Origin of the sequence: Paenibacillus sp. ATY16 (assembly GCF_003399985.2) — a bacterium.
Classification (GTDB): Bacteria; Bacillota; Bacilli; order Paenibacillales; family Paenibacillaceae; genus Pristimantibacillus; species Pristimantibacillus glycanilyticus.
Window position 1 is genome coordinate 303,233 of the sequence record NZ_NMOK02000052.1, and the last position, 15,801, is coordinate 319,033.

The window sequence follows — 15,801 nt, forward strand, 5'->3', positions numbered from 1 at the left end:
AGCGGGGGAGAAAAGGAAGCTGAAGGTAGCCGTTACGGGAGCAAACGGACAGCTGGGACGCGAGCTTGTCCTGCTGGATACCGAAGGCCGATTCGAGATCATTGGATTAAGCCGCACGGAGCTTGATATTACGGATTTGGAGCAATGCCGCAGCGTATTAGCCCGGCTTCGTCCGGATGCCGTTATTCACTGCGCGGCCTATACGGCAGTAGACAAGGCGGAAGCGGAGCCGGATGAAGCCTTCCGGATTAATGCTGCCGGTACGCGCAATATAGCCGTAGCGGCAAGAGAAGTTGGCGCCAAGCTATGCGCGGTAAGCACCGATTACGTATTTGACGGAACGGGAACGGTTCCGTATAAGGAGCATGACCAGACTAATCCCCGGACCGTATACGGTCAGTCCAAGCTGGCGGGCGAGAAGGCCGTGTCGAGCCTTCATGACCGGTATTTTATCGTCAGAACCTCCTGGGTATTTGGCGCTTACGGCAATAACTTCGTAAAAACCATGCTGAAGCTTGCTTCGGAGCGGGAGCAGCTAAAGGTTGTAGCGGATCAATGGGGTTCGCCGACATACACCAGGGACTTGGCTATTTTTCTGCTGGAGCTGGTAAGCACCGATTACTTCGGCATTTATCATGCTTCTAATAGCGGCGTCTGCACCTGGTTTGATTTCGCGAAGGCCATTATGGAGGAAAGCGGCAGCGGCACGAGGATCGAACCCTGTACGACGGAAGAGTATCCAAGGCCGGCTCCCCGCCCGCATTATTCGGTTATGGATCACGGCGCGATTCGCAGCAACGGATTTAAGCCGCTTCCGCACTGGCGGGAAGCGCTTCGTCATTATTTATCCAATCCTCGCGTTGAGGGATAACAGCTCATCTGCCGGAACCACCGGCAAGTGAGCTGTTTTTGTGTTCCTAAAGTATACGCTTATGACAGGTCGACCACACTAAGTGAATGGGTATTTCAGGGGATATTAGTAATGGGGTGAGAGGATGATCGGTTGGCTTACGGCAATAATCCTATTGTTACTCCTGTATTGCGCTCAGCCTGCCGTCATTGTATGGATCGAGAGGCGTCTTCCGGCGAAGGCGGTCGCATGGATCGTCCTTTCCCTGGCCGTTCCTGTTCTTGGATTTGCGGGGTATTGGTTGGTGGGCCGCTCGAGACGCGTCAAGGAAGGACAAGCTGTCTCGAGAGAATACGAACAAGCTGCCGAGCGGTTATCTATTTGCGCCGCCGGTCCGGGCGAGCTTGGGCAAGCAGGCCTGCTGGAGCAGGAACAGCTGCTTCGTCTCCTGCGCGTTAGCTCCGGCAGACCGGTTACGCTTGGCAACCAAGTGAAGGTGCTGACAAACGGGAGGGAGACGTTCGCCTCTATATTAGAAGAAATGAAGAAGGCCAATCATCATATTCATCTGGACTATTACACGATTCGAGATGACGGGATTGGCCGTGAATTTCTGGATATCCTGACCGCCAAAGCCGAGGCAGGCGTTGAGGTTCGCGTATTGTATGACGGGATAGGAAGCGTCAAATTGAGCAAGCGGTATGTCCGGGAGCTGAAGCGGTCGGGCGTGCAGGCAAGCTGTTTTTCACCGCCGGGGGCGGCTTTGCTCAACCGGCTCCTGAACAGCCGCAATCATAGCAAGATTGCCGTGATTGACGGGAGAGTTGGATTCGTAGGCGGCATCAATATCGGAGACGAGTATTTGGGCAAGGATAAGAAGCTTGGCTTCTGGCGGGATACGCAGCTTCGGCTTGAAGGGGATGCGGTTTATTTTCTGCAGGAGCTGTTCATGAAGGACTGGGAGCTGGCCGTCAAGGAGCGCCTGCCTGTGAATGCCGGTTATATGCCCGAGCATGATCCGGATGAAGCTTTGCAGGAGCCGGTGTTAATTGTGTCCAGCGGGCCGGACCGCAGCGGAGAGCCAATTCTGGAGACGGCGTTTGCTGCCGTGAAAGCGGCCCGGACAAGCGTCTATATATCAACGCCGTATTTTATACCGGATGAGAGTCTGCTGGCCGTACTCGGGAGTGCAGCAAAGAGCGGGGTAGACGTACGGTTGATCATCCCCGGTATTCCCGACACGAAGCTCGTTCTAAGGGCGACCTTGTCGTTTGTAGAGCGGATGCTGGAAGCGGGTGTCCGGGTGTACCGTTACCAGAAAGGCTTCATTCACGCTAAAGTGATGATCGTGGATGAGCTGCTTGCGGTAGTGGGGACGGCCAATATGGATATGAGAAGCTTTCACAGCAACTTCGAGCAAAATGCGGTATTGTTCGACGCCGGGACGATCAAGCATTTGAAGCGGGATTACGAACAGGATCTGCTCGACAGCCGCGAGCTTGATCTGGAAGGCTTTCGGCAAAGGCCGAAAAAGGAAAAGGCAGCGGAAGCCGCTGCCAGGCTGTTATCGCCGCTCTTGTAAAGAGCGGCTTATTTTTTAGCGTGGATAAAGCTGAGCACATGCTCCAAATCCTGCGGCTGCTCCAGATCGATCAAATCGCCGTAACGCTGCAGGCGTTCTCCGATGTTCAGAAGATGGAAGTCGGCCGGCTTTATGCCTCCGGCGTACACTTCTTCCCACTTGAGCGGCGTAGAGACGGGGGCGCCATAGCGAGCTCTTGGCGTATAGGGGGCCGAGATGGTTTTCCCCTTGTAATGCTGAAGATAATCGACATAGATCAGATCGCCGCGGTTTTTGGTCAGCCGCTCGACGGTGAACAGCTGCGGATAGGCGCTGGATAAGTAGTCTCCGACAAATTGACCCAACCCTCTCAGCTCATCGAAGGTATACTTCTGCTGAATCGGTACGACAATCTGGACGCCCGTTGCCCCCGAGGTCTTTGGAACGGATCTGATCTTCAGCGATTCCAGCAGCTTCCCGACAAGCGCGGCCGCTTCGATGATACGCGGTTCCTCCTCGCGGGAAGGGTCAAGATCCAGAATCCATTCGGTAGGATAGTCCGGATTGCTAATCCGGTCGAAGGAAGCATGGAATTCCAGGCAAGCCAAGTTGCCAAGCCATAGCAGAGTCGGAAGGTTATCGAGATGAATATAGGAGATCCCTTCGTTTTCGGCGATACGGACGAAATCCGGTTTGGGTTCCGGACAGTTTTTCTGATAAAACGACTTGCCCGCATAACCGTGCGGATAACGAATGGTCGTCAAATAACGGTCCTTGCAATGCTTCAGCAAAAAAGGCGACAGCAACGCGAGCTTCTCCAAATAGATCAGCTTGGTGATCCCATGTTCGGGCCAAAGCGGTTTTTCCGGATTGGTGACGGTTATTTCCCGTCCTTCCACCATGACCGTTGCGGGCCGCTTGGCAGATGCGCTTGTCTTGTTCATGAGGAGCCTCCTGCTGGTTTTAGACCAAAGGATACAAGCTTGGGATGCCTTAATAATCCGGCGGATGTCAGCTCAAGTCCGGTAACGCGGCAAGGAAGCGGAGTCGGCAGCCAGATCACGCTCTCGCCCTTAAGCTCAGCCGGCAGAGCCGGGAAAGGCATAGGCCACGAGGGGGCATCGCTTCTCCGCAGCTGCAGCATTTGGCCAAGCGCATCCCGCATGGCTTCGTCAAGGCCAAGCGAGACGCTGCCGATAAAACGGCCCTGATCGGACATGATCAGGCTGGCTGCGCGGCCGTCGCGGCGCTTAACGCCTACGATGCCAACGTCAAGGAGGAGAGCCCGTTTCTTTTTCAGCCAATCGCGATGAGCCTTGCCTTCCTTATAAGCGCTATCCAGCCTCTTGCTGACGATTCCTTCCCACTGATGGTCATCGACCCATTTCCATAGAGCATCCGCATCGGTGTAGAGATCGGCTATAAGAAGCCGGTCGGATTGGATGGGCCTCAGCTTGGCAAGCAGCCGTTTATGCCGCTCCGCATAGGGGAGCGGGCGCAAATCCTCCTCGCCGTCCTGCAGCAGGTCGAAGAGGACATATAGCACTTTTCCTTTGCTTGAAGATGAAGAGAGATCTCCGCCAAAGCTGCGTTCACGGCTTAGCACCATTTGAAAATTCGGACGTTCGCCATCGTAATAGACGATCTCTCCGTCCAGCATGCAGGGACCAAGAGCTTCCGCCTGCTCCTGCAATGTCCGGTGGATTTCCGGATAGACGGCGTTTTTGTTCAGCAGCTTGCGCGAGAACAAATCAATCCTGCCGTCATCGTGAACCGTGGCAACGATTCGGACGCCGTCCCATTTGATCTGGTAGATCCAGCCGTACTCCTTGGGGATACGATCATCCGCGACAGGAATCATCGGCTCGGCAGGCAGCGTAAAGACCGTCATTAAGAGACGGTCTCCTCTGCTTTAGGCTTCTTGGCTCTAGGTTTGCGCGGCTTAACGACCGGTTGGTCCGCTGCTGCTTCAGGAGCTGCAGCCGCAGGCTTGCCCGCGCCGGTATCGAGACCTACTCCGCCCGGAGGCAGCTTGGCTGCATCAAGGCTTGCTTGCAGGGCGGCCATTAGATCAAGCACATTTGTTTGCTCCTGCTGAGGAGCTACGCGTATTTCCTGGCCTGCCACTTTGTTATTGATAGCCTGAAGCATGTTGGCTCTGTAATCATCGGTGTATTTGGACGGTTCGAACGGAGTGGACAGCTGCTCGATAAGAAGCTTGGCCATCGTCAGTTCTTTGTCGTTAATGGAAAACGATTCGGGAATGCCGGGAACATGGGAGATCGACCGAATCTCGTCCGGATAGAAGATCGTTTCCATCGCCAGGCAGTTATCAATAACCCGAATAGCGGCCAGGCTGCTTTTCGAACGAATCGATACTTTGGCTACGCCAATCTTGCCGGTATCGGACATGGCTTGAAGCAATAAGCCGTAAGCGTTGCTTCCGGCTTGATCCGGTGACAAATAATACGTTTTCTGGAAGTAGACCGGATCGATCTCTTCAAGTGCGACAAAATCAAGAATTTGAATCGTGTGGGATTTTTCTCCGGCCAGCTGCTCTAATTCATCCTTCTCGAACAGCACGTAACGGCCTTTCTCATACTCATAGCCTTTAATGATATCGTCCCATTCCGCCTCTACGTCGCAATTCGGACAGCGCCGTACATAGGCGATCGGACTGCCGCAAGGCTTGTGGATCATGCGAAGCGAAATATCCTTATCCTCCGTAGCGGTAAACATTTTCACTGGCACATGGACAAGCCCGAAGCTGATTGCGCCTTTCCACACCGTATGCATCTGGTTACTCCTCCTAAAATGATTATTTATTTTTATGCCTTCATCTATTTCTTTATTGTTCCCGCAATGCATGAGAATCAATCAAATCGGGCATATTTTGCTTGAACCAACAATGCTTGCCGCAGGGAGGAGTGAAGCGACTATGATGGAATTCGACGACTTGGAAAACAAAGAAAAGGCGCCGGCTGACAAATGGGACGAAGGCCGCGACAATTACTTTATGGATATTGACCGTATGGTGAATGAAGGCTTGGGCGGGGGCACCGTGTCCGAGCATAACGGGCTAATCGATGAATCGACAACCGATTACATGGTTCCCGAAACGAAGGACTGACCTGCAAAGGCAAGTGCGAAGGAGGCCGCGAAGCCAATGGACGTTAACCGTGCCAAACAAATTTATCAATCAGAGGAATCGATCAAGGTCCATCTTGATGACGGGAATTCCGTATGGATTGAACATGTAGACGAAGCAAGCGGTACAGCGACCGTACAGGTCGGAGGACATTCCAAGACGGTACCCGTAGACCGTCTGCAAGAAGGTTAATGGCTTGAAATGAAGGAAGCCGTCTGGGTCTCGGGAACCGGACGGCTTTTTTATTTTGCCGGAAGCATAAACTTTTTGGCGGGGATGCCATTTTATATTTGTAAAAAAATTGAAACCTTTGCCCCTTTCCCATCGTCTATACTAAGGTGTATTTTTGGAAGTGATTTCTATTTTAGTGAAGGTGAGGAAAAGGGATGAGGAAATCGATGAAGGGCAAGCTGCTTGCCACGGTCCTGGCGCTCAGCTTGCTTCCGGTTGGAAGCCTTGCTTATGCGGCGGATTCAGGGACAATGACAGTTGTTGCCTCCACTGGCACGGGAGCAAGTACAGCCCCGGGCGGCATTCTGGACGAAAGCCTGGCGAAAATTTCAAAGGATGAGGCCGTTGAACGCTTCAGGAAGCTGTTCCCTGAGCTGAAGGATGCCGAGGTGACAAGCATAGACCTTGGTAATCCGAATCAATACCCGCCAAGCAACGAAATGGTCTGGACCATTCAGTGGAACGTAACCGTCGAGAACGGAAGTTATGGCTTTGATTCCAGAATCGATGCGATTACCGGAGACATCATTAACTATTATAATTCGCTCCCTAGGGAAGAAGCTTATTATCCGGCTAAAGTATCGAGGTCAGAAGCCGAGAAAATCGCCAAGGCGTTCATTTTGGTTGCTTCCCCTTCCATGAAGTCGACGGACAAGCTTCAGCTTAAGCCCGTAGAGAGCGATTATCCGCAAGCTTTGTTTGGCCCGGTTCAATACAGCTTCAGTTATCAGGCACAAGTGAACGGCATTCCGACAACCAGTAATCAAATTCAGGTGGTTGTTGACGGTAACGGGAATATTATTAATTATTACGGTTTTAGCACGGGTAAAGATTACCCGTCTCCGGATACAACCCTGACCGCGGAACAAGCCGCCGACAAAATGAAAAAAGAATTGAAACTGCAGCTGGCCTACGTTCCGGGCGCCGATTATTACGTGAACCAAACGAATACATCGGCTTACCGCCTTGGCTATGTTGCGGTAGGGGGGATCGGCCTGATTGATGCCAAATCGGGCAAGTTCCTTGATGATCAAGGACAGGCTATCGATTCCTTTCCGGCAACCGGCTACTCCTCTATTTCCTCTTCGGCAGCTGCTTTCAAGCCTCATACGGGAGGGGAACTGACGAAGGAGGAAGCGATTGCGGTTGTAACCTCGGTTGTCGGCAAGGACGCCTTTGAAGGAACCCAGCAGGCTTCCTCCAGCACGGACCGCGACGGCCGCAAGACTTGGTCGATCTATAACGGCAGCCCGTTTGGCGGTATTCAAACCCATGCTACAGTGGATGCAAAAACGGGCCAATTAATCGATTACTCTACTTTTTCGTATCCGATCGGTGATTCCTCAACCGCCGATGAAACGGCAGGAAAGCCATCGATTACGGAAGCGCAAGCGAAAGTTAAAGCCCAGGATCTCGTCACTTCGTTATATCCGAATGCCTCCGGCAGCCTGAAGCTGGTCGAACGCTCTGGCACGGGCTCCTATAGTCCGGATACGGCCTTTATTTACAGCTTCCAGCAGTTCTACAAAGACAAGCCGATTCAGCCGGCAGCTGTTCAGATTAATCTGGACGGACAAGGAAATCTGACGAACTATTATAATATGACTTTACCGGAGGATAAGCTTGGCAAGCTGGATTCCTTGACCGCGAAAATCACGGAGGAACAAGCCCTTAAGCTATACCGTGACTCTATTCATGCCGAACTGCAGTACACCACGGTCGGAGGCAGCTATGTGGATGGCAAGCTCCAGGAGCAGCAAGTGAAGCTTGTGTACATGCCCAAATTAACGAATGACAATAACTGGGGCTTCCTTGTAAATGCGGTTACCGGCAAGCTGGAGCAGCAATATATTTTCCCTGGCACAACGGTGCAGAAGGGTGAAATTCCGGCGGATGCCAAGAAGCATTGGGCGTCCAAATCGCTTCAGGTCATGTTCGACTACGGCATTATCAAGCCGGAAGCGGACGGACTTATTCACCCGGACCAAACCGTTAACAACGGAGACTGGGTGAACATGCTGCTGGCCGGCTTTACGGGAGGACAAAGCTATACGACCCCGCAGAAGCAGCGGTTTGCAGACGTTCCGGTCGACAGCGAATATGCTTCGGCGGTCGAGTACCTGGTGCAAAGAGGCTTCCTGAAAGCATCCCCAACGCAAAAGCTGCATCTCGAGCAGGCTCTAACGCGCGGCGACTTAGCGGTATGGCTGACCAAATTGCTCAAATACGATAAGTTGTCCGAGTTTATGTCCGGAGATACCGATGTTACCAAGCTGAAGGATGCTGCCCAAATCAAAAATAAAGGCGCCGTAACGATTGCGATGAAGCTGGGACTGTTAACAGCCGAGAACGGGAAGTTTAACCCGAACGCCGCGGTTACGAAGGCACAGATCAGTATCGTTCTGCTAAGACTTGCAACCTTGCAGGACAAAGTGGATGCGCCGATCATGAACAGCAATTATTACTGATCGTTTATAAAATAAAAAAGCTGCCGGTTTCCTGCGATGTCATTAAGTAAGGCCTTAATGACATTGCGGTCTCCCGGCAGCTTTTATCTTTATCCCCCGAATGCATCGCGGAATGCCCAGCGGAGCTTCGCGATATCCACGTCCCACAGCTCGGCGATATCGCTGGCAACATTCTCGTCCCACCAGTCGGACAGAACCTTGCGGTTTTTTTCGTTCTCCGCAATAAAGAGCAGGTTCATAATGACCTTTTTGTAATATAATTCTTCGGCCTGCTCCATTTTTTCTTTGGGTACCCATACCTTCAACCGTTTGACGGTTCGATACAGTTCATTGCTGCAGGCGCGGCGGATTTTTCGTGCGGACGGCAGGCCGGACGTATGCTTCTGGGTAGTTGACTTCATCGTGAACCGACTCCTCTCTAACTCATAAATATGCGCCCGAGTTTGAGACGGTCACTTCATTAGCCGCGTATTACTGTTTGTTAATGGACTTCGATGTAGCCGACCATCGGTCCGCCATTGTTCATATCGGTATGAACCTGGCATATAATGGGGTAGATGCCGGCCTGCTCAGGCGTAAACCGGACAACCGTGGTTTGTCCTTTCTTTACCTCGCCTTTAATGTCGAGGCCTTCAATGACAAACGGGTGGCTACTGCCGTTAACGCCGCTGATGCGTAACTCGACAGGCTCGCCCTTACGGAGGCTGACGGTGCCCGGATCCCAGCGGTACACCTCCAGCTTTTTGCCGTCTTCGGTCGTTGTGCTGAATTCGCCCGTAACAAGCTGGATGGTTTGCACCTTTGTCGGCTGGCTGTTTGCCGTGTGCGCACGGTCCCAGCTGAAATAGACGGCTGCCAGGAGGATGATAAGCAGGGCAAATGCAAATAGCTGTACATGCTTTTTATTAATGATAAATACACGCGGCATTGGGACTCCTCCTCTTAATCTTTTAATGGGGAACGGTTTCGAAGTTATGCTAGTGTATGCGGAGGCCTGTCCCGGCATGACACCTTTCGTCGCATGGACAAGCCGGACTTCAGCCGGGTAGATGCTTATCCGCTCCGTATGGTAGAATACAGTCAATTGCTATTATTTAGGTTGGGGAAGGCGGGATGGAATGGATTTAATAAAGGATATATTGCACGAAATTTTAGTATGGATTGAAAGCCTTGGTTACTTCGGGATACTAATTGGATTACTCATAGAGGTGATTCCGAGTGAAATAGTATTAGGTTTCGGCGGGTACTTGGTGTCGGAAGGAAAAATATCGTATCTGGGCGCGATCATTTTCGGCGTGCTTGGCGCGGTTGGGCAAAACTGGATTTTGTACGCGATTGGAAGATTCGGCGGCCGTCCTTTGGTCGAGAAATACGGCAAATATATTAAGATCAAGATGAAGCATGTGGATATCGCGGAAGGCTGGTTCAAGAAATACGGAGCAGGTATCGTTTTTACCGCCCGTTTTATCCCGGTTATGCGCCAGGTTATCTCGATTCCGGCAGGAATGGCGAAGATGAACTTCGGCTTGTTTACGCTGCTTACGGCGCTTGCCTCCATCCCTTGGACGATATTATTTGTTCATTTGGGCAAAACATTAGGTGAGAATTGGGAAGATGTCGACCAGAAAGCCGCTCAGTACGTACAACCGGCTATTCTGATTGCTATAGCTTTACTGATTGTCTATGTGGTATACAAGTTTATTCGTTCCAGAGGCAAGTCTGTATAATAAAACGGAAAGAGGGATGAACATGAGCAGAAGCGTAGCCGACAAATTAAACAGAGGGATTAGCCCGCATCAGTTTGTTGAAGGAATGACGAAGAATAAGGAAGCATTCCAAGGCTGGTACGATAAATTTGAATGGGCAAGCGATAGCGACCGCGAATTTTTCGAATCGCTCAAAAGCCGCAATGACCTGCGCGTCTTTATTCTGATGGCGGATTGGTGCGGAGACGTAGTCCGCAATATTCCGGTTGTGTTCCGTGCGCTGGAGACGGGAGAGGTTCCGGTTGAGGTTCTTATTATGGAAGAAAATCTCGATACGATGGATCAGTTCCTCACGATGGGAGGCCGATCCGTTCCGGTTGTTATCTTAACCGATGCGGAAGGCAAGGCGATACACGGCACTTGGGGACCAAGACCAACCTACGTTCAGGAACCGATGGTGCTCTTCAAGAAAGAAAACCCGGACCGCGAAGCAGCGGACTACCAGGACAAGCTTGCGGAAACGCGGAAAGAAATTATGCGCCGTTACGGCGAAGGCACCGGTTATCACGCTTTGGTTGTACAGGAACTAAGAGCGTTGATTGAATCGGTGTAAACGGATTAGATTGGAGTATTGCGAACATGCGTATTGAAACGTTTACGCTTGGCCCGCTGCAAACCAATGCTTATCTATTGACGGAAAAAGATGAGCAAAGCGGCGAAGAGCGCGGAATTATTATCGATCCGGGAATGGGGCCGAAGCGGCTCGTAGACCGGATCGCCGGAGTTAAAGTTGAAGCGATACTGCTTACTCATGCCCACTTCGATCACATGGGCGGCGTAGAGGAAGTAAGAACAGCTGCGGGCTGTCCGGTGTACATACATGATCTTGAGGCGGATTGGCTGACGGATGCCCGCAAGAACGGCTCGATGCGGTGGTCGGACGTGACGCCGCCGCTGACGACAGGTCCTGCCGAATACGCGCTGGACGAAGGGCAGACGCTTAATTTTATCGGTCATACGTTTAAAGTGCTGCATACGCCCGGTCATTCTCCGGGCAGCGTAAGCTTCCTTTGCGGGAATGATATTTTCTCGGGAGATGTTCTGTTCCGGCAATCGGTTGGCCGGACTGATCTGCCGGGCGGCAGGGAGCGGGATTTGTTCGATTCGATTCAATTGAAGCTGTATAAGCTTCCGCCTGAAGTTAAGGTTTATCCGGGACACGGGCCCAAAACAACGATTGGCTTTGAAATGGCCAATAACCCTTACGTGAGATAATTTCTTAGACGAACCGCCGGCTGATTCTGCCGGCGGTTTGCTGCTTTTTGGGTTTCGTGTTTCCGGAAATATGGTAAAGCGGTTTCAAATCTGAGACAATATAGTTATGGCCTTTTTGTAAATGAAAAGTTTGAAGGGACGGTGCAGTTGTTTGGCAGATACTAAAGTAAAGCAAGTGGAAGAGGAAGCAACAGGCAAACGGACACCCGAGCAGGTTGCTGCCGAGAATGAACAAATTATAAAAAGCATGGCATCGCAGCTGTCGATTCCGATTACGAAAGTGAAGTCGGCCGTGGCTCTGCTGGATGAAGGCAATACGATTCCGTTTATCGCGCGATACCGGAAAGAGATGACCGGCGAGCTTGACGAGAATGATCTCCGGGCGATTGAAGAACGGCTGCAATATATGCGCAATCTGGAAGACCGCAAACGCGAAGTAATCCGTCTGATTGACGAGCAGGGCAAGCTGACCGATGAGCTTCGCCGCTCGATCGAAGGGTCGGGCAAGCTGCAGGAAGTCGAGGATCTGTACCGTCCTTACCGGCAGAAGCGCAAGACGCGCGCCAGCGTAGCGAAGGAACGCGGGTTAGAGCCGCTTGCCTTGTGGCTGTGGGCTCAGCCCCGCCAGGGCGAACCGCTTGTCGAGGCGGCTAAATATGTGAATGAAGACAAAGGCGTAGCGTCGGCAGAAGATGCACTTCAAGGCGCAATGGATATCCTGGCGGAAAATATCGCGGATGATGCAGCAATCCGTTCCTGGGTGCGGAAGCATACCTTTGACCAGGCGCTGCTTAAGACCGAAGCGAAAAACGCGGATGCCGAATCCGTCTATGAGATGTATTACAGTTATCAGGAGCCGGTCCGCAAGCTGCCGCCGCACCGCGTCTTGGCAATCAATCGCGGGGAGCGGGAAGATATTCTTCGCGTTTCGTTCGAACTTTCCGCGGAACGGATTCATGAGTTTATTCAGCGCAAAGTGCTTCGCCAGCAGACGGCGCCCGCCGTGCGCGATGTATTGGCAGCTGTTATTGAGGATGCTTACAAACGGCTCATTTCCCCTTCGATCGAGCGTGAAGTACGCGGCGAGCTGACGGAGAAAGCGGAGGAGCATGCGATCTCCATCTTCTCGGAAAATCTGCGGAACCTGCTGCTTCAGCCCCCTGTGCGCGGCAATGTGGTATTGGGCGTTGACCCGGCATACCGGACAGGCTGCAAGCTCGCTGTTATTGACGATACGGGCAAGCTGATGGAAGTAGCCGTCACTTATCCGACTCCTCCCAATAATAAGGTCGCGGAAGCGGAAAAAATCATTAACGGTCAGATTGACCGTTACGGCGTATCGCTTATCGTTATCGGCAACGGGACGGCTTCCCGCGAGACGGAGCAGTTTATTGCCGGCTTAATCGGCAAACGCAAGGCAGCGGGACAAGGCGAGCTGAAATATATTATCGTAAGCGAGGCCGGTGCAAGCGTTTATTCCGCTTCCAAGCTAGCGGCGGAGGAGTTCCCGGATCTCGACGTAGCCGAGCGCAGCGCGGTGTCGATTGCACGTCGTCTGCAGGATCCGCTCGCCGAGCTTGTAAAGATTGAGCCCAAAGCGATTGGCGTTGGGCAATACCAGCATGACGTCAGCCAGAAGCGGCTCGACGAAAGCCTTGGCGGCGTTGTTGAATCTGCCGTTAACCATGTCGGCGTAGACGTAAACACAGCATCCGCGTCGCTGCTTTCTTACGTTGCGGGCATTAATGCAACGATTGCGAAAAATATCGTGAAGTACCGCGAGGAGAACGGCAGGTTCGCAAAACGCGGCCAATTGCAGAAGGTGCCGCGGCTTGGAGCCAAATCATACGAGCAATGCATCGGCTTCCTGCGTATTCCGGAAGCGGCGAATCCGCTGGACAGCACGCCGATTCACCCGGAATCCTACGATGTTGTCGGCAAGCTGTTTGCCGAGCTTGGCCTCAAGCAGAATCAGCTTGGCACGGAGGAGCTGAAGGAGAAGCTGTCGGGAATCGATCCCGCAGCCATTGCGCCTTCGCTTGGCGTAGGAGTGCCAACCTTGAAGGATATCATCGACAGCCTGCTCCGTCCGGGGCGTGACCCGCGCGAGGAGCTGCCGCCGCCGATCTTCCATACCGATGTTCTCAATATCGAAGATTTGACACCGGGAATGGAGCTGCAAGGAACCGTACGGAACGTAATCGACTTTGGCGCCTTTATCGATATTGGCATCAAGAACGACGGCCTTGTCCATATTTCGCAGATGAGCGATAAATTCGTGAAGCATCCGATGGATGTCGTATCCGTGGGCGACAATGTCACCGTATGGGTGCTTGGCGTTGATTTGAAAAAAGGTCGGGTGTCCCTTACCATGCGCAAGCAGGCATAATTTCGGGCTTGCTGACTTCATATTTTGGACTCTATAATACAGATGTGCCTCTAAGATCCTACTAAGGAAGGAGAGGATGAACATCATTATTCAGCCCGATAACCATTCCATTCAAACGGAAAAAGAACGGTGCAGCAGCGCTCCGAATCATAAATGGTTTGGCTTGTCCCTGCAGGCGCTTGTTGTGTTATCCCGCAAACCCAATGCTTGTACCAGCGCGGAGCTTGCGGGACATATGAAGTCGGAAGCCACGATGCTGCGGCGCGTACTGGCCAAGCTCGCCAGGGAACAGCTGCTTGAGACAAGGGAAGGCCGCGACGGCGGTTACCGATTGAAGCGTGCCCCGGAGACCATCACGCTTGCCGATGTTTATTTGGCTCTGCGCGTAGGGGAGCCGTTATGCAGCGGAATGCTGGATACAACCGGCATCCATGATTTCGGTCAGGAGATGCGGGTCGCTTTTATGGAAATAACCGACGAAGTGGAACGAAGGACGCTGGAAGTGCTGCGGCAGGTTACGATTGCTCAGCTCTCCGAGAGGATTTGCACGCTCAAGCGAATGGATTTGAATAGTTAAAATGGACGGCGGAAAAAATAGTCACACTATCCCAGTTGACTTTCCGCCGTCTCGATTTTATACTGTTATCAAAACTGTTACAGATGCGAGCGTACTTACAGCATAAAAGGCCCATAAGCTTATTTGTAACTGTGTAAAATTATTCGCAGTTTAATCTGTGGTTTATTTCTCACAGTCGTCATTCTATTATGCCTTTTTTTGATTTTAACTGAGCAATCTGGCACACAGATCATTTAATTATTGGAGGGAACCAACAAATGGCTATCGAAACACAAGTTGGCAAGGATTTTACGGAAGTTCTGACATCCCGTCGTTCTGTTCGTCATTATGATTCATCGTTCAAAATCTCGGATGAAGAAATCAAAGAAATTCTCGAGCTCGCAACTAAAGCACCGTCTTCGGCAAATACGCAATCCTGGCGTTTCCTGGTAATCACGGACCAAGCGCTGAAAGATCAATTGCTCCCAATCGCGAACAACCAGCAACAGGTTGTAGACGCATCGGCCGTTGTAGTCATTCTTGGAGATCTGGAGTTCTACACCAAGCTTGGCGAAATCAACGGAGCGGCAGTTAAAGCCGGCTACATGACGGAAGAGATTGCCCAGCGCTTTACGGATCATTACACAAACCTGTTCCCTTCCATTCCTAAGGAGCGCGTGACGGAGATCGTTGCTTTTGACGCCGGTCTTGTATCGATGCAAATTATGCTTGCGGCTAAATCCAAAGGGTATGACACTGTACCGATGGGCGGTTACGACCGCGATAAGCTGAAAGCTTTCTTCGAAATTCCGGACCGTTACCTGCCGCTTCTTGTTCTGCCGATCGGCAAAGCAAAAGAGGAAGGCCGTCCAACCGTACGTCTTCCGCTCGACGATATCACGTTCTGGAACAGCGTAAAATAATTCCGGACGCAAAAACTCCCGCAGCAGCAAGCTGGCGGGAGTTTTTTTGTTAAGACTTTAATGAAGAGTTATTTCGGGACGGCTTTCGTCTTCGTTTTTTGTTGTTTGCTTGCTCCGATAGAAATACCAGCATTCATTCAGCAGTTTAATCTGCCTAAGGTCCTTCTTCTGAAAAGCGCGCATCATTTGATTGCAAAGCCATTGCGGCATTCGTATCTTCTCCTTCCGGCCATACCTGATGTACTACTACAGTATGGAGAAGGGCGAATGTCCGTGCAGGTCCATTTTTAGACTTCTTCATCCTCGTACCATTGTTCAAGCTGGGCTTGCAGGGCGCGAATCTCGGTGAGCAGGGCAATCAGCGGGTAAGCCGATTCCTTAACGGCTGCGAAATCGCGTTCCAGCTCATTAATGTAGTCCAGACCGGAGACGATCCGGATCGAGCTGTCATGCAGCTCGACATTGTCGCATTCCGCGACCGCGTACGGCAGCTGAGGCACGTGGTCGGCGGTAAGCTTGTCAATCTCTTTATGAAGGCGCAGGTTCAGCGCGCTGAGCTGGTAAGCATGGGTTTCCGGCATCTCGACAAAGAAAATTGGGCTGCTGCCGTTCATAAGGACGTAACGCATTGTAGGCATGGTGAAAATACTCCCCTCGTAGGCCATCTATAATGATTTCTACTTGACAGTGTAGC

General features: G+C 51.9%; 18 protein-coding genes. 11 read left to right on the top strand and 7 right to left on the bottom strand.

All coding sequences use genetic code 11. The features are described from left to right. Window positions 1-19: 19 nt before the first annotated feature. Both rfbD and cls read left to right on the top strand, forming a co-directional pair. Entirely contained in the window at window positions 20-871 is an 852-nt protein-coding gene (gene rfbD, locus CFI03_RS27070) for a dTDP-4-dehydrorhamnose reductase (RefSeq protein WP_248762453.1), read from the top strand. 124 nt (window positions 872-995) lie between these two features. Beyond that, the gene (gene cls, locus CFI03_RS27075) at window positions 996-2,432 is read left to right on the top strand and encodes a cardiolipin synthase (protein WP_248761581.1); all 1,437 of its coding nucleotides are present in this window, start codon (window positions 996-998) and stop codon (window positions 2,430-2,432) included. 8 nt (window positions 2,433-2,440) lie between these two features. Here cls and ligD read toward each other — a convergent pair whose 3' ends face one another. The 3 genes from ligD to ku are packed head-to-tail and all read right to left on the bottom strand — an operon-like array spanning window position 2,441 to window position 5,207. Then, the gene (gene ligD, locus CFI03_RS27080) at window positions 2,441-3,355 is read right to left on the bottom strand and encodes a non-homologous end-joining DNA ligase (RefSeq protein ID WP_248761583.1); all 915 of its coding nucleotides are present in this window, start codon (window positions 3,353-3,355) and stop codon (window positions 2,441-2,443) included. Further along, window positions 3,352-4,302, bottom strand: coding sequence for an ATP-dependent DNA ligase (locus tag CFI03_RS27085; RefSeq protein WP_248761585.1), 951 nt, complete (start codon window positions 4,300-4,302; stop codon window positions 3,352-3,354). The genes ligD and CFI03_RS27085 overlap by 4 nt, the downstream gene beginning before the upstream one ends. Then, window positions 4,302-5,207, bottom strand: coding sequence for a non-homologous end joining protein Ku (ku, locus tag CFI03_RS27090; RefSeq protein ID WP_248761588.1), 906 nt, complete (start codon window positions 5,205-5,207; stop codon window positions 4,302-4,304). The genes CFI03_RS27085 and ku overlap by 1 nt, the downstream gene beginning before the upstream one ends. A gap of 145 nt (window positions 5,208-5,352) precedes the next feature. Between ku and CFI03_RS27095 the strand changes: the two genes are divergently transcribed. The 3 genes from CFI03_RS27095 (at window position 5,353) to CFI03_RS27105 (ending at window position 8,258) form a co-directional block, all read left to right on the top strand. Further along, complete coding sequence (locus CFI03_RS27095; RefSeq protein ID WP_132312158.1) at window positions 5,353-5,541, top strand: hypothetical protein; 189 nt, start codon at window positions 5,353-5,355, stop codon at window positions 5,539-5,541. 36 nt (window positions 5,542-5,577) lie between these two features. Next, window positions 5,578-5,751: an H-type small acid-soluble spore protein gene (locus CFI03_RS27100; RefSeq protein WP_132312065.1), complete on the top strand. Its 174-nt coding sequence runs from the start codon at window positions 5,578-5,580 to the stop codon at window positions 5,749-5,751. Window positions 5,752-5,945: 194 nt separating this feature from the next. Continuing rightward, complete coding sequence (locus tag CFI03_RS27105; RefSeq protein WP_248761594.1) at window positions 5,946-8,258, top strand: YcdB/YcdC domain-containing protein; 2,313 nt, start codon at window positions 5,946-5,948, stop codon at window positions 8,256-8,258. A gap of 89 nt (window positions 8,259-8,347) precedes the next feature. On the opposite strand, the gene CFI03_RS27110 is transcribed toward CFI03_RS27105, so the two are convergent. Then, complete coding sequence (locus CFI03_RS27110) at window positions 8,348-8,659, bottom strand: dehydrogenase (RefSeq protein WP_248761596.1); 312 nt, start codon at window positions 8,657-8,659, stop codon at window positions 8,348-8,350. Between the two features lie 80 nt (window positions 8,660-8,739). Further along, the gene (locus tag CFI03_RS27115) at window positions 8,740-9,186 is read right to left on the bottom strand and encodes a cupredoxin domain-containing protein (RefSeq protein WP_248761598.1); all 447 of its coding nucleotides are present in this window, start codon (window positions 9,184-9,186) and stop codon (window positions 8,740-8,742) included. Window positions 9,187-9,376: 190 nt separating this feature from the next. On the opposite strand from CFI03_RS27115, the gene uptA reads away from it, so the two are divergent. From uptA to CFI03_RS27145, 6 genes are all read left to right on the top strand, one after another. Then, window positions 9,377-9,985, top strand: coding sequence for an undecaprenyl phosphate transporter UptA (uptA, locus tag CFI03_RS27120; RefSeq protein WP_127495647.1), 609 nt, complete (start codon window positions 9,377-9,379; stop codon window positions 9,983-9,985). A 22-nt stretch (window positions 9,986-10,007) separates the two neighbouring features. Further along, window positions 10,008-10,577 (top strand): thioredoxin family protein, encoded by a 570-nt coding sequence (locus CFI03_RS27125; RefSeq protein WP_248761606.1) that lies wholly within the window; start codon window positions 10,008-10,010, stop codon window positions 10,575-10,577. Between the two features lie 26 nt (window positions 10,578-10,603). Next, on the top strand, window positions 10,604-11,239 hold the full coding sequence (locus tag CFI03_RS27130; protein WP_248761608.1) for an MBL fold metallo-hydrolase: 636 nt from the start codon (window positions 10,604-10,606) through the stop codon (window positions 11,237-11,239). Between the two features lie 151 nt (window positions 11,240-11,390). Next, on the top strand, window positions 11,391-13,628 hold the full coding sequence (locus tag CFI03_RS27135) for a Tex family protein (protein WP_283094705.1): 2,238 nt from the start codon (window positions 11,391-11,393) through the stop codon (window positions 13,626-13,628). Between the two features lie 76 nt (window positions 13,629-13,704). Then, entirely contained in the window at window positions 13,705-14,205 is a 501-nt protein-coding gene (locus CFI03_RS27140) for an Rrf2 family transcriptional regulator (RefSeq protein WP_248761611.1), read from the top strand. A 257-nt stretch (window positions 14,206-14,462) separates the two neighbouring features. Then, a complete protein-coding gene (locus tag CFI03_RS27145) occupies window positions 14,463-15,107 on the top strand; it encodes a nitroreductase family protein (protein WP_248761614.1) in 645 nt (214 codons plus the stop codon). Between the two features lie 57 nt (window positions 15,108-15,164). Here CFI03_RS27145 and cmpA read toward each other — a convergent pair whose 3' ends face one another. Both cmpA and CFI03_RS27155 read right to left on the bottom strand, forming a co-directional pair. Then, window positions 15,165-15,317 (bottom strand): cortex morphogenetic protein CmpA, encoded by a 153-nt coding sequence (gene cmpA / locus CFI03_RS27150; protein ID WP_015846520.1) that lies wholly within the window; start codon window positions 15,315-15,317, stop codon window positions 15,165-15,167. A gap of 77 nt (window positions 15,318-15,394) precedes the next feature. Beyond that, window positions 15,395-15,745 carry a hydrolase/acyltransferase gene (locus CFI03_RS27155; RefSeq protein ID WP_248761617.1) on the bottom strand — a complete coding sequence of 117 codons (351 nt, stop codon included), beginning with the start codon at window positions 15,743-15,745 and terminating at the stop codon, window positions 15,395-15,397. Window positions 15,746-15,801: the final 56 nt, after the last annotated feature.

Excerpts from the sequence above, each read along its gene's own strand:
- CFI03_RS27145 (WP_248761614.1), top strand. The coding sequence starts at position 14,463 with ATGGCTATCGAAACACAAGTTGGCAAGGATTTTACGGAAGTTCTGACA.
- ligD (WP_248761583.1), bottom strand. The coding sequence starts at position 3,355 with ATGAACAAGACAAGCGCATCTGCCAAGCGGCCCGCAACGGTCATGGTG.
- uptA (WP_127495647.1), top strand. The coding sequence starts at position 9,377 with ATGGATTTAATAAAGGATATATTGCACGAAATTTTAGTATGGATTGAA.
- CFI03_RS27155 (WP_248761617.1), bottom strand. The coding sequence starts at position 15,745 with ATGCCTACAATGCGTTACGTCCTTATGAACGGCAGCAGCCCAATTTTC.
- CFI03_RS27125 (WP_248761606.1), top strand. The coding sequence starts at position 10,008 with ATGAGCAGAAGCGTAGCCGACAAATTAAACAGAGGGATTAGCCCGCAT.
- CFI03_RS27115 (WP_248761598.1), bottom strand. The coding sequence starts at position 9,186 with ATGCCGCGTGTATTTATCATTAATAAAAAGCATGTACAGCTATTTGCA.
- CFI03_RS27100 (WP_132312065.1), top strand. The coding sequence starts at position 5,578 with ATGGACGTTAACCGTGCCAAACAAATTTATCAATCAGAGGAATCGATC.
- CFI03_RS27095 (WP_132312158.1), top strand. The coding sequence starts at position 5,353 with ATGGAATTCGACGACTTGGAAAACAAAGAAAAGGCGCCGGCTGACAAA.
- ku (WP_248761588.1), bottom strand. The coding sequence starts at position 5,207 with ATGCATACGGTGTGGAAAGGCGCAATCAGCTTCGGGCTTGTCCATGTG.
- cls (WP_248761581.1), top strand. The coding sequence starts at position 996 with ATGATCGGTTGGCTTACGGCAATAATCCTATTGTTACTCCTGTATTGC.
- CFI03_RS27105 (WP_248761594.1), top strand. The coding sequence starts at position 5,946 with ATGAGGAAATCGATGAAGGGCAAGCTGCTTGCCACGGTCCTGGCGCTC.
- CFI03_RS27085 (WP_248761585.1), bottom strand. The coding sequence starts at position 4,302 with ATGACGGTCTTTACGCTGCCTGCCGAGCCGATGATTCCTGTCGCGGAT.
- cmpA (WP_015846520.1), bottom strand. The coding sequence starts at position 15,317 with ATGCCGCAATGGCTTTGCAATCAAATGATGCGCGCTTTTCAGAAGAAG.
- CFI03_RS27130 (WP_248761608.1), top strand. The coding sequence starts at position 10,604 with ATGCGTATTGAAACGTTTACGCTTGGCCCGCTGCAAACCAATGCTTAT.
- CFI03_RS27110 (WP_248761596.1), bottom strand. The coding sequence starts at position 8,659 with ATGAAGTCAACTACCCAGAAGCATACGTCCGGCCTGCCGTCCGCACGA.
- CFI03_RS27140 (WP_248761611.1), top strand. The coding sequence starts at position 13,705 with ATGAACATCATTATTCAGCCCGATAACCATTCCATTCAAACGGAAAAA.